A 12,529-nucleotide genomic window follows, 5' to 3' on the forward strand; every position below is an offset into this window, starting at 1 on the left:
GGAGGCTCGCCTCCCGCGCAATCCTCAGCGATCCACCGGCGCCTGCACGCGCGCCTTCCACTGGCCGCCCTTGCCGCGCCAGTAGCGCCACGCGGACGCGAACGTCGCGCCCACGTAGAACAGCGCGACGAGCGGCAGCGCCGGCGCCCACAGCGGCGAGCGGCGGTAGTAGCGCAGCATCGGCGCATACGCGGCGCACATCGACGCCCACGCGAGCCACGCAGGCCATGCGCGCGCGCCGTACGCGAGCGCCGCGACGGGCGGCACGAGGTAGATGATCGTCATCCCGAGCAGCGTGCCGGCCAGCAGCAGCGGCGAATAGTGCAGCTGCGTGAACGCGGTGCGCGCGATCATGTTCCAGATGTCGCGCCAGCTGTCGTACGGGCGCAGCGACACGCTGCGATCGGCCAGGTCGAGCCGGATCGGATGACGGCCTTCGCCGCGATGCTTGATCTGCGCGGCGAGGCTGCAGTCGTCGATCAGCGCGCCGCGGATCGACTCGATGCCGCCCGCTTCCTCGAGCGCCGTGCGCTTCACGAGCATGCAGCCGCCGGCGGCGCCGGCCGTGCGGTTGCGCGGGTTGTTGATCCACGAGAACGGATAGAGCTTCGCGAAGAAGAACACGAACGCTGGAATCAGCGCCTTTTCCCAGAACGAATCGCAGCGCAGCCGCACCATCAGCGACACGAGATCGCGGTGCTCGGCCTGCGCGCGCGTGACGAGCTGCGCGACGGCGTCGCCCGGATGGCCGATGTCGGCATCCGTCAGCAGCAGGTAGTCGGCCGGCACGCCGAGCGTCTGCACCGCGGCGATCCCCTGCGACTGCGCCCACACCTTGCCCGACCAGCCGGCCGGCAGCGGCTTCGCGGCCAGCACGGTCAGCCGGTCGGCGCGGTTGATCGCGAGCGCGGCCGCGCGGGCCGCGTCGGCGGTGCCGTCGTCGCTGTGGTCATCGACAATGATCAGATGAAACGCGCCCGGGTAATCCTGCTCGAGCAGCGAAGTCGCCGCCCGGGCAATCACGTCGGCCTCGTTGCGCGCCGGCACGACCGCGACGACGGCCGGCCAGCCGGCCTCGGCCGCCGCGCCGCGCGCGTCGGGCGGCAGCGGCCGCGCGGGCACCGCGCGCCAGAAGCCGCCGCGCGCGACGAGCAGCACGATCCAGATCATCAGCGACAGGCCGGACACCAGGAATGCGAGGACCAGCATCATCGGCACGCCTCCTGCCGGGCGCCGATGTCGGCAAAGTGAATGGGGGTCTGGAACAAAACGCCTGAAACCGCACGAGCGGCCGGGCAATACGCGTAGGAACCGACGGTCATCGAATGGCCTTGAAATGAGCGCGACGCCGGGCGGCCGGAGCGGCCGCCCGCCAAACCGCGTAGTTTACTGGGTTCCGCGCGCGCCAGCGCCGACGCGGCTCTGCCGCAAATGCAACACGCCGGATACGGCACCAGAGCACGGACTTCCCGATAGGGTTAAAATGCGCGATTAATTCGGGGTTCCGGGGCCTGGCCGGCCGGTTCGTTCCTGCCTTCATAACATCAAGCCGGGGCGAGCGAGCCGTGCCAGCTCCTCGAACCCCGGCGTCTGTCGTCGGAGTTCGCTCACCTATGCGAGTCATCCTTGCCCAGCCCCGCGGCTTTTGTGCGGGGGTTGTCCGTGCGATCGAGATCGTCGATCGCGCGCTGCAACAGCACGGTGCGCCGGTCTATGTGCGTCATGAGATCGTGCATAACCGGCATGTCGTCGAAAATCTGCGTAATAAAGGGGCACGATTCGTTGAGGAACTCGACGAGGTGCCGCACGGCGCTGTCGCGATCTTCAGCGCGCACGGGGTCGCCCAGACGGTCGAGCAGGACGCGCAAACGCGCGGGCTCGACGTGCTCGACGCCACCTGCCCGCTCGTCACGAAAGTGCACGTGCAGGGCCGCCAGTACGTCGCGGCGGGCCGCCGGCTGATCCTGATCGGCCACGCGGGCCACCCGGAAGTCGAGGGGACGATCGGCCAGATTCCGGCCGAGGTGATCCTCGTGCAGAGCGAAGCGGAAGTCGATACGCTGACGCTGCCCGTCGACACGCCGGTCGCGTACATTACGCAGACCACGCTGTCGGTCGACGATACGCGCGGCATCATCGAAGCGCTGCAGCGCCGGTTCACCGACCTCGTCGGCCCGGACACGCGCGACATCTGCTACGCGACGCAAAATCGCCAGGCCGCCGTGCGCGAGCTGAGCGAACAGGTCGACGTGCTGCTCGTGGTCGGTGCGACGAACAGCTCGAACTCGAACCGCCTGCGCGAGATCGGCACCGAAAGCGGTGTGCCGAGCTATCTCGTCGCCGACGGATCGGAAATCAAGGCCGAATGGTTCGCGAATGCGCAGACCGTGGGCCTGACCGCCGGGGCGTCCGCGCCCGAGGAAATGGTCGAAGATGTAATCGGCGCGTTGCGCGCGCTGGGGCCCGTCGACGTCACGACGATGGCGGGCCGCGAGGAAAAAGTCGAATTCAAGTTGCCGGCGAAGCTCACGCAAGCTGTCGCCCGCGAAGTTTAAGGAGGACATCTCTTGTCTATTCCGCTGCTCCAGCAAGTCCGCGTCGGCGCGTACATCACGCGCCAACACCTGTCCGGCAACAAACGCTATCCGCTCGCGCTGATGCTCGAGCCGCTGTTCCGCTGCAACCTCGCGTGCAACGGCTGCGGCAAGATCGATTACCCGGACCCCATCCTGAACCAGCGCCTGTCCGTCCAGGAATGCCTGGAAGCGGTCGACGAGTGCGGCGCACCGATCGTGTCGATCGCAGGCGGCGAGCCGCTGCTGCACAAGGAAATGCCGGAAATCGTCCGCGGCATCATGAAGCGCAAGAAGTTCGTCTACCTCTGCACGAACGCGCTGCTGATGGAAAAGAAAATGGACGACTACCAGCCGAGCCCGTACTTCGTCTGGTCGGTCCACCTCGACGGCGACGCGCAGATGCACGATCATTCGGTGTCGCAGGAAGGCGTGTACGACAAGGCGGTCGCGGCCATCAAGGAAGCGAAGCGCCGCGGCTTCCGCGTGAACATCAACTGCACGCTGTTCAACGATGCGATCCCCGAGCGCGTCGCGAAGTTCTTCGATACGCTGAAGCCGATCGGCGTCGACGGCATCACCGTGTCGCCGGGCTATGCGTATGAGCGCGCACCGGATCAGCAGCACTTCCTGAACCGCGACAAGACGAAGAACCTGTTCCGCGAGATCCTGAAGCGCGGCGAAGGCGGCAAGCGCTGGTCGTTCAGCCAGTCGTCGCTGTTCCTCGACTTCCTGGCCGGCAACCAGACGTACAAGTGCACGCCGTGGGGCAACCCGGCGCGTACGGTGTTCGGCTGGCAGAAGCCGTGCTATCTGGTCGGCGAAGGTTACGTGAAGACCTTCAAGGAACTGATGGAAGACACGAACTGGGACAACTACGGCGTCGGCAACTACGAGAAGTGCGCGGACTGCATGGTTCACTGCGGCTTCGAGGCGACCGCCGTGATGGACACGATGGCCCATCCGCTGAAGGCGTTCGCCGTGAGCCGCAAGGGCATCAAGACCGACGGCCCGTTCGCTCCGGACATCTCGATCGCGAACCAGCGCCCAGCCGAGTACGTGTTCTCGCGCCACGTCGAGATCAAGCTCGAGGAAATCCAGCGCGCCGGCAAGGGCAAGCTGCAGAAGGCGGCGAAGCCGGCAGCGGCGGCTTAAGCGGGTTTCGCTACGCGGGGGCTGGCGCCTCCGCGCAGGCAGTCAGAAAGCGCCACGGAGCTCATTCGCTCCGTGGCGCTTTTGTTTTGCCGGATGTCGTCATGGGCCAGGACGGATCGGCACACGCATGCCTATCTGTGTGCGTGTACCGCTCGCCTAGTGTCTCGATTCCGCCGCCGCGATCAACTGCCATGCGGTCGGGCCGGGATCGAGCAGCGGGTCGGACGGCGGATCGAGATCGTGCCGATGTGTGTCCTCGGACGGTAGCGTCTGCCCCTTCGCAATGCCTATCTCGTCGCCGCACACGGCGCATCGATAGATGCCCGCGATCGTCACTTCGCTGCCCGGCGGCAGGTTCTCGCTAAATGCGCGGCCGCTTCCGCACGTGAAGTAGCCGCCTGCCCTGTATAGCGCCATCGCTCCTCCTGACCGAAACGAATACGTTCGCGCCGACACGCACGATCGTCGCAAACGCGAGGATGGATCGTCATCGACCAAACCCGTTCGGCTCACGTGATGACATTAGACGGCGAGCGTCAGCCCCTGTGAATGGGACGAGTATGAAACACCGGCCGGGCATCGGTCGGGATGCTGCCGCTCAATGCAGCGCGGCCGGTTCCCGCATCTTCGCCGCTGCGTGCGCGACGAGCCCCGGCTGCTCCGCGGAGGCGAACGAGCACACATGGCGCCACAGCTCGGCGAGCCGGTGCCGCGTGAGCGTCGCGACGCACGCATCGTTCGCGGCGAGCACGCGCTCGAGCACCGCGCATTCGTCGTCGTACAGCGTCCATGCGCCGCTTTGCTCGGCGCGCGCCACGCTCGCGTCGAGCACGCGCTCCGCGTCGACGCACAGGTCGATGCTCGCATCCGGGGAGGCCGCGTCGTCGAGCGCGAGGAACACCAGGTAGACGCTCGTGCGCAGCCGCATCAGCAACGCTTCGCTGCCGTGCTCGCCGCGCAGCGCGACGAGCGCCATGTGGCATTTCAGCGAGATGTCGCGCACATGTGCGGGCGGCAGCGGCAGCAACCACTCGCGGGTCAGCGGCACGTGGCGACGGCCTTTCCGGACGGCCTTCATGATCCGCCCTCGCTTGCCGCAACGTCGTCCGTGTCGAACGCCGGGCACGCGGTGCGGCACGCGACGGCGCCGCGGCCTGCGTCGCGATGGCCGTTCGCGCGGCGCCGCACGCCGGACACGTCGTCGCGCCGCCGCGTCGCGCACACGTCCGGCAGCCGGCGGATCGTCGACGCGCGCAACGCGTCGGGGAAGCGGTTAGTGCATGCCATGATCGTCTCCCGCATCAGAACGTGTTCTCGCCCTTCAGGTAGTACGCGGTCTTCACGAAGAACGCCTTGACCGGATGGCCGCCCTGCGCGTCGCGCGCGGCGCGTGCTTCCATCGCGGCCCGCTCTTCGCGCGACCGGTCCGGCAGCGGATCGTGGACACGTTCGAGCGCGCGCTGCATCGCGAGCGGATAGTTCTGGTTGCCGGCCGACGTCGCGCGATAGCCGGCGCGCGTCATCTGCATCAGTTGCGCGTCGGTTTCGGCACGCGCCGCCGACCAGGTCAACGGCGCGGCATTCGGCGTGTCGGCGACGCCGATCGACTGCGCGAAGCTGACGGCCGGCAGCGCAGCGAGTGCGCAGGAAAGAACGGCAACGGGAACGAGGGATCGCATGGTGGCCTCCAGATGGTTGTCCCCGCATCGATCCAGCATCGATGCGTTGAAATCATCGTATGTCGGGCCGCATGCCGCTTGAATAGCCGAATCCGCAATTGTTATTTTCAGCCGCGCAATCGGCGTGCGAGCCGCGTCATTCGCGAATCCCTTCCAAATGGAATTTCTTTATTTCATTCAACGATCTGATCGGATTTTTACCGGCGATACGGTGGGGCGTACATACCGCTCTTTCAATTTCCGAAATGACGTGTTGCCGCTGCGATTCCGGCCGGCACGCCTGCGGACAAGGCTTCCGGCGCAATATCGCGCACGCGGATGCCGCCGAAGCGATTTCGTCGGATCAGCCGATTCTTCTGACGCAGGACAAATCACTCGCATCGGCGTGCCGAACTGAGACGCGACGCAATCTGCAAGGACGCGCGATAATCACGCATCGGCCGTTTCGCACGGCATCTCACGCATTCTCCATTTTTAATCGAGTCTCTCCATGGCTGCCCTCGACATTACCGCCATCGACAGCTGGCACGCGCACGTCTATTTCGATGCGGCGAGCCGCGACGCGGCCTGGGCGTTTCGCCAGGTCGTCGACGCGCGGTTCGGCGCGGTCATCGAACTCGGGCGCTTTCACGAACGCCTCGTCGGCCCGCATCCCGCGTGGTCGTATCAGATCGCGTTCGACACCACGCGATTCGACGAGATCGTGCCGTGGCTCGTGCTGAATCACGGCACGCTCGACATCTTCCTGCATCCGAATACCGGCGACGACCTGCGCGACCATCGCGATTGCGCGGTGTGGATCGGCAAGTCGTATACGCTGAATCTCGACGCGCTGGCCGGATAAGGGACGGCGCTCGCCCCCTTTCCGCCTCGGCGGAGCATCCACGTTTCGGATCGACGTGAAACGTCTCGCGGCGGCGCGCCCCTACAGTGGTTTCCGTGATCGACTTCCGGAAATCCGCCATGACACCCGCAGACACCGACCCCAACGCCCGGCGCATCCATGAAGACTGGCACGCGGCCGTCGTCGCCCGCGACTTCGACGCGCTGATGTCGCTGTATGCCGACGACGCGGTGCTCGAAACACCGCTCGTCGTCGCCACGCTGCCCGAACACGGCTCGGGCGTGCTGCACGGCAAGGCCGCGATCGGCGCATTCTTCGCGGCCGGCCTGCGCAATCCGGACAACCAGCTCGGGCGCTGGTATCGGACCGGGCTGTTCTTCTCGAACGGCCGCCAGCTCGTCTGGGAATACGCGCGCGCAACGCCGGACGGCGATCAGGTCGATCTCGTCGAGGTGATGGACCTGCGCGACGGGTTGATCGCGCATCATCGCGTGTACTGGGGATGGGTCGGGTTCAATGCGCTGCGAGCCGCCACACCGTCGCCCGAACGCGCATGACGCCCGCCGCACCGGATCGGGCCGCCGCGCGCCGCGTGCTCGCCGCGACCTGCGTGAGCTATACGCTCGTGTTGCTGGACGCGTCGATCGTCAACGTCGCACTCACCGACATCGCGCACACGTTCGGCAGCCGCGTAGCGGGCCTGCAGTGGATAGTGAACGCTTACACGCTCGCGTTCGCGAGCCTGCTGCTGACGGGCGGCACGCTCGGCGACCGGCTCGGCGACCGCACCGTCTATGTGGCGGGGCTCGCCATTTTCATCGTCGCGTCGGCCCTGTGCGGCGTCGCGCCGACGCTGCCGGCGCTCGCGGTCGCCCGCGCGTTGCAGGGCGTCGGCAGCGCGATGCTGGTGCCGTGCTCGCTCGCGCTGATCAACCGCACGTTTCCCGAGCCGGCCGCGCGCGCGTCGGCGATCAGCATGTGGATGGGGTGCGGCGGCATCGCGATGGCGTCCGGTCCGCTGCTCGGCGGCTTGTTGATCGATCTGTTCGGCTGGCGCAGCCTGTTCGTCGTGAACCTGCCGCTGGGGCTCGCCGGCATCTGGCTCGGCCGCATGGTCGCAGGCGCCGCCGTCGATCGGTCGCGGCAGTTCGACTGGAGCGGCCAGGCGGCGGCCATCGTCGCGATCGCGGCACTGATCGGCACGCTGATCGAAGGCCCGACGCTTGGCTGGCGCTCGGCGCCGATCGTCGGCGGTGCGGTGGTCAGCATCGTTGCGTGGATCGCGTTCATCGCGATCGAGGTGCGGCACCGCGAACCGATGCTGCCGCTCGCGTTCTTCCGCAACCGGCTGTTCGCGGGGTCGACGGTCGTGTCGATGGCGTCGGCGTTCGTGTTCTACGGCTTGCTGTTCGTGCTCAGCCTGTTCTATCGGCAGGTTCGCGGCGCGAGCCCGCTCGACACGGGGCTCGCGTTCCTGCCGATGACCGCGATGGTCGCGCTTGGCGGGCTGTGCTCGGGGCGGATCGTTGCTCGCTTCGGCGCGCGTGGGACGATGTGCGCGGCGTTCGGGCTCTACGCGGCCGGCGCGCTCGGGATGACGGCTATCGGCGCGACGACGCCCGCGTGGCTCGCCGTCGCGCCGATGCTCGCGATCGGCTTCGCATCGGGCTTCATCTCGCCGGCCGCGACGTCGCCGGCGCTCGGGACGGTCGATCGGCACCGCGCCGGCGTGGCGGCGGCCGTGCTGAACGCGGCGCGGCAAAGCGGATCGGCGCTCGGCGTGGCGATCTGCGGCGCGTGCATTGCGACGCTGCAGCCGTTCCCGGTGGCGATGCGGGTGGTGCTGGCGTTGGCGGCCGGATTGTCGGCGCTCGCCGCGACGACATGGTGGTTCACGGTGCAGGCGGCGTCGGCAACCGCCGAAACGACCGCACATCTGCGAGCCGCCGCGCGCCGATAGCGCGCTCGCCGGGGGTTACCGGCTCAACGCTCGATGCCGCTCACGCGACATACATCGCGACACTGACGAATTGGCACAGGCTGCCGGCCAGCACGAACAGGTGCCAGATACCGTGCCCGTGGCGAATGCGTTCGTCGTTGACGAAGAAGTAGATCCCAGCGCTGTAGATCACGCCGCCGGCGACGAGCCACGCGGCGCCGATCGGCGGCAGCGCATGGATCAGCGGCCGCACGGCGTCGAGCGCGAGCCAACCCATCAGCACGTACAGGATCATCGACAGCAGGCGCGTGCGGCGCCCGAGCGTCAGTTCCTGCACGATGCCGAACACGGCGAGCCCCCAGCTCACGCCGAACAGCGACCAGCCCCACAGGCCGCGCAATGTGACCAGCGTGAACGGCGTGTAGCTACCGGCGATCAGCAGATAGATCGCCGAATGGTCGCATTTCCGCAGGATCGCCTTCGGGCGCGGATTGCGCACGTTAAGGATAGCTGATTGCCTCACGCGGAAATTCGTATAAACGACCTACTGCTTGGAGTCCCGTGCCGCAAACGCCTGATCGGCCTATCTGCACTTCATCGCTGTACAGGTAGGTCGACGTCGTCGAGACCGACGCATGGCGCAGGTTGTTACGCACCATGATCAACTCGGCGCCCCGTGCCAGCGCGTGTGAAGCATGCGGGTTGCGCGCATCCAGTGCAGGCTTGCGCGACGTAGCTTCTCGGCCGTCACGGGCCGCTCGTCCGGAATCGCATTGGCGACCAGCACGAAGAACCGGCGCAGCACGCGCCAGAGCCGTCCGAGCTCAATGCTCACACCAGCATGATCTCCATGCCACGAAATTTCACTGCATTTCAATTCAATCCGACGTCGGCGTGGCGAAAGCTCTTTTAACTTCATCGCGGACATCGGCGTGTTCTCCGCGCCGGAATCCCGCTATTTCAGCAGATTCACCGACACGGCAAAATCCATGCAAATTCATTACTTAAACATAACATTATCATTATGTAATCAATCAAAAAAAGTTTGATCAAAAAAATTTCTCGGTGTATTGTCTAGTCATCGGGAATCAATATGATTTATCGATACATAGAAGTTAGGCACTGCTTTTAAAATTACGGAAATGTAAGTCTTTCTAATAAATATAGCTTGAGGGCAGAGGTACTCCAGTGACTCGGAATCCAGGCAATACGAATAGGATTTTTGCAAGCGGAGATTGTCAAGCAGCTACGTGCGGCCGAGTAAATCCGCCTACGCCTTGGTTGGTATCCCGCCTCAATGGCCATCCGAGCTTTCGCCTATACTGCTTTCCGCATGCCGGTGGCAATGCAACCAGTTTCTTGCATTGGCAAAATATCATCCCGTCCAAATTCGAAATATGCGGCGTCCAGCTCCCGGGCCGCGGGGCGAGATATACTGAACCTCAGTTCAAGTCATTTCCGTCGTTAATCAAAACACTGGCTGACGTTATTCATACCCAGGATACGTTGCCGTTTTCGTTTTTTGGTCACAGCTTCGGTGGCTTGATCGCCTTCGAGGTGGCACGTCATCTCCAGAAAATGGGGCGACGTATTCCGGTGCATATTTTTGCATCAGGCTGTGGCGCTCCGAGATACAGAGAGATATCGCGGAATTTGCATCGTCTGGCAGATGACGAATTGGTCGACACCCTCCGGCACTACGACGGCACACCTCCCGATTTGCTGAATAACCAGGAGTTGATGGAACTGGCGTTGCCGACAATTCGCGCCGATTTTTTGCTCGCCAGCGATTATCGATACGCATCCGCCCCGCCGCTGGAGCTTTCGCTTACCGCGCTCGCCGGACGTACGGATGAGCTGTCGAACATGAAGATCATCGGCGGATGGGCGGAAGAAGTCACCGGAGAATTTGACATCCAATGGTTCGACGGCGGCCATTTCTTCATTGAATCCCAGCGGGAGGCCCTACTCAGCTTCCTGATAAGCAAGCTAAATGACCTGACGTCAACCTTGCCCGAATTGCACGCATGCCGTCCTGATCAACCGCACCTCGACGCCTCGATAAATAACGCCAACGTATCCTTCACGCGAGGCGGCTGAGCGAAGCGCGGCCACTCGCCGCCCGCATTGCGCCCGCAACGAAAGATTTTCAACGGCACCGTGCAGTGCAAGTTCAACGATCGCACTCTTTGATACAGCCAGTTAGAGAGTGCCTCGCAAAATACAGCCTTACATCGAAAAATCGAGCCGACATTCGACTAGACAAAATCATCATGAATATTTATGAAACAATAGCCCGAGAATTCCAGCCAATTAATCACGATTGTCTGGAGTACGACTACCTCTTTAAATCCGTGATGACGCCCTTCCCCCATCTTTTGCCGATTTCGCCAAGTCGAGACTGCCATCGAGGACGACTGCCGAATTATTGACATCAGGGGTGGCTCGACCAGACCTGATTTTCTATCGACAGCACCGCCCGTCTCGCCGAATGAGATCCGAGCCGACTTACATTTCTTCAAGTCGCGACTCAATGCGCACCATTTTCATCCGGGATGATACGCGATTCGAATTCGCGAACATGCATCGGCGCGCCTCGGAAAGACAACAGTCGCGAAAAAAATGAAACTACTATCGTTTCTGTATCGCCAATCACCAAAGAGTTTTTTGTTTGCGATTCTCGTCGGCATATTGAGCGGCTTTGCCGGCGCCGGACTGGCTGGAGTCATCGGCAACAGCATTTCCCACGAAGCAACGCCCGCCTTGGCATACAGATTCTTCGGCCTATGCTTCCTATACCTGTTGAGCAAATCAATCTCCGAGAACGCCCTGTTGCGGCTCTCGCAAGATGTCGTACTGAAGATGCGGGTTAGTCTCAGCAAAAAATTGCTGGCAACACCCTATGCGAGCCTGCAAAGCAAGGGCAACGCCAGGCTGCTGGTTATTCTGACCAAGGACATTGAGGCGTTTTCACAAGCCGCACAGCTCGTGCCAGTTGCCTTCGGCAATTCCATCGTGATACTGGCATGCCTCGCCTACATTGCCTCGCTTTCGAGGCAAGTATTTGCGTTTACCATCGCCACCTTGCTGATCGGCACAATCGGTTTCCATTTTGCCGAGCGACGTCCACTGATCAACCTCAAGAAAATACGCGCCCAGCATGACCTGCTCTATGAGCACTTTCGGAATCTGATCGAAGGCATCAAGGAGCTCCAGCTCAATTCCGTCCGCAGCGCCGTCTTTATGGATAAGGTGCTGGGTCCGGCTTTCACCGACTTCAAGCGCCTGTTCGTCGGCAGCATGAGCGCCTATACCTGGGTGCTCAATATCGGCAGCCTGCTGTTCTATTTCGTTATTGGAATGCTGTTGTTCTTCTTTCCGGTCCTCTCACCGCAGAAGACAGGCATCTTGCCCAATATCGCGCTCGTCCTGCTGTATTTGATTCGGCCTGTTACCGAATTGATGTCCACCTTGCCGCCGATCCGGCAAGCGACGATCTCCCTGCATCGCATCAGGCAGCTCGATGCCGAGCTTCCCGACAGCGCGATCGACATGTCCGGCGCAAACCCGTTCGAAGGCGTGACCGCGACCGGCGCCAATATCACCGTAACGAATCTCTGCCACCAGTATTTCAGCGCCTCCGACGATCGGCACTTCACGCTGGGGCCGCTGAATCTGGCGATCGGGGCCGGCGAACTGCTGTTCATCGTTGGCGGCAATGGCAGCGGAAAGACAACGCTCGCCATGTTGCTGCTCGGCCTCTACGCGCCGGAACAAGGAACGATCGAACTCAATGGCGTCAGGGTCGACGAGCACAATCGAGCTCACTATAGACAGAATTTTTCTGCAGTCCTTTCGGATTTCCATCTGTTCGAGCATTTGCTGAACTCGGATGGCAAGCACGGTGGCGAGCGAGCGCTTCACTACATTCGCGCGCTGGCCATGCAGCACAAAGTGCGGGTCGTAGACGGAAAATTCTCGACCATCAATCTGTCGACCGGGCAGCGGAAACGGCTGGCCTTGATCCAGGCCTATCTGGATGACCGCCCGATCTTCCTCTTCGACGAATGGGCGGCGGACCAGGATCCGGCGTTCAAGCGCATCTTCTATACGGAATTGCTGCCGGAACTGAAGGCTCGAGGAAAAACCGTGATCGCCATTACTCACGACGACACCTATTTCGAGCTGGCCGACCGAGTCATCAGGCTGGAAGACGGAAAGATCCACGACGCATCCGATTTCACGCGCGTACGCGATGTCGGCTACAGCTGAATCCGCTGGCCACGTGCCTGATTCAGATCACAGGACTCCAGATTAACTTCCATCAACCGATCGTAGC

The 12,529-nt window shown here is 63.1% G+C and carries 12 protein-coding genes and 2 pseudogenes; 7 read left to right on the forward strand and 7 right to left on the reverse strand.

The features are described from left to right. Positions 1–24: 24 nt before the first annotated feature. Positions 25–1,212 carry a glycosyltransferase gene (locus WJ16_RS32070; RefSeq protein ID WP_069261257.1) on the reverse strand — a complete coding sequence of 396 codons (1,188 nt, stop codon included), beginning with the start codon at positions 1,210–1,212 and terminating at the stop codon, positions 25–27. A gap of 401 nt (positions 1,213–1,613) precedes the next feature. Here WJ16_RS32070 and ispH point away from each other — a divergent pair, with 401 nt between their 5' ends. Further along, positions 1,614–2,555 (forward strand): 4-hydroxy-3-methylbut-2-enyl diphosphate reductase, encoded by a 942-nt coding sequence (gene ispH, locus WJ16_RS32075; protein WP_069260950.1) that lies wholly within the window; start codon positions 1,614–1,616, stop codon positions 2,553–2,555. Between the two features lie 12 nt (positions 2,556–2,567). Then, a complete protein-coding gene (hpnH, locus tag WJ16_RS32080; RefSeq protein WP_046548742.1) occupies positions 2,568–3,728 on the forward strand; it encodes an adenosyl-hopene transferase HpnH in 1,161 nt (386 codons plus the stop codon). 156 nt (positions 3,729–3,884) lie between these two features. On the opposite strand, the gene WJ16_RS32085 is transcribed toward hpnH, so the two are convergent. The 4 genes from WJ16_RS32085 to WJ16_RS32100 all read right to left on the reverse strand — a co-directional run bounded on the left by WJ16_RS32085 (position 3,885) and on the right by WJ16_RS32100 (position 5,407). After that, positions 3,885–4,145, reverse strand: coding sequence for a hypothetical protein (locus WJ16_RS32085; RefSeq protein WP_069260951.1), 261 nt, complete (start codon positions 4,143–4,145; stop codon positions 3,885–3,887). A gap of 181 nt (positions 4,146–4,326) precedes the next feature. After that, complete coding sequence (locus tag WJ16_RS32090; protein ID WP_069260952.1) at positions 4,327–4,806, reverse strand: hypothetical protein; 480 nt, start codon at positions 4,804–4,806, stop codon at positions 4,327–4,329. Continuing rightward, positions 4,803–5,015, reverse strand: coding sequence for a hypothetical protein (locus WJ16_RS32095; RefSeq protein WP_069261258.1), 213 nt, complete (start codon positions 5,013–5,015; stop codon positions 4,803–4,805). Before WJ16_RS32095 ends, WJ16_RS32090 begins: the two co-directional genes overlap by 4 nt. Positions 5,016–5,029: 14 nt before the next feature. After that, positions 5,030–5,407, reverse strand: coding sequence for a hypothetical protein (locus tag WJ16_RS32100; protein ID WP_069260953.1), 378 nt, complete (start codon positions 5,405–5,407; stop codon positions 5,030–5,032). 490 nt (positions 5,408–5,897) lie between these two features. Between WJ16_RS32100 and WJ16_RS32105 the strand changes: the two genes are divergently transcribed. From WJ16_RS32105 to WJ16_RS32115, 3 genes are all read left to right on the forward strand, one after another. Then, complete coding sequence (locus tag WJ16_RS32105) at positions 5,898–6,251, forward strand: DOPA 4,5-dioxygenase family protein (RefSeq protein ID WP_069260954.1); 354 nt, start codon at positions 5,898–5,900, stop codon at positions 6,249–6,251. Between the two features lie 119 nt (positions 6,252–6,370). After that, positions 6,371–6,808 carry a nuclear transport factor 2 family protein gene (locus WJ16_RS32110; RefSeq protein ID WP_069260955.1) on the forward strand — a complete coding sequence of 146 codons (438 nt, stop codon included), beginning with the start codon at positions 6,371–6,373 and terminating at the stop codon, positions 6,806–6,808. Next, positions 6,805–8,211: an MFS transporter gene (locus tag WJ16_RS32115; protein ID WP_069260956.1), complete on the forward strand. Its 1,407-nt coding sequence runs from the start codon at positions 6,805–6,807 to the stop codon at positions 8,209–8,211. Before WJ16_RS32110 ends, WJ16_RS32115 begins: the two co-directional genes overlap by 4 nt. 40 nt (positions 8,212–8,251) lie before the next feature. Here WJ16_RS32115 and trhA read toward each other — a convergent pair. Both trhA and WJ16_RS34105 read right to left on the reverse strand, forming a co-directional pair. Beyond that, positions 8,252–8,692: pseudogene (trhA, locus tag WJ16_RS32120) on the reverse strand (PAQR family membrane homeostasis protein TrhA); the annotation flags it as partial. Beyond that, positions 8,691–9,004: pseudogene (locus WJ16_RS34105) on the reverse strand (hypothetical protein); the annotation flags it as partial. The pseudogenes trhA and WJ16_RS34105, both read right to left, overlap by 2 nt. A gap of 374 nt (positions 9,005–9,378) precedes the next feature. Here WJ16_RS34105 and WJ16_RS34110 point away from each other — a divergent pair. Together WJ16_RS34110 and WJ16_RS32130 are read left to right on the forward strand one after the other, a co-directional pair. Next, positions 9,379–10,290 (forward strand): thioesterase II family protein, encoded by a 912-nt coding sequence (locus tag WJ16_RS34110; protein WP_084636141.1) that lies wholly within the window; start codon positions 9,379–9,381, stop codon positions 10,288–10,290. 522 nt (positions 10,291–10,812) lie between these two features. After that, positions 10,813–12,462, forward strand: coding sequence for a cyclic peptide export ABC transporter (locus tag WJ16_RS32130; RefSeq protein ID WP_069260958.1), 1,650 nt, complete (start codon positions 10,813–10,815; stop codon positions 12,460–12,462). The last annotated feature ends 67 nt before the right edge of the window (positions 12,463–12,529 follow it).

Source organism: Burkholderia metallica, assembly GCF_001718555.1.
Lineage (GTDB): Bacteria > Pseudomonadota > Gammaproteobacteria > Burkholderiales > Burkholderiaceae > Burkholderia > Burkholderia metallica.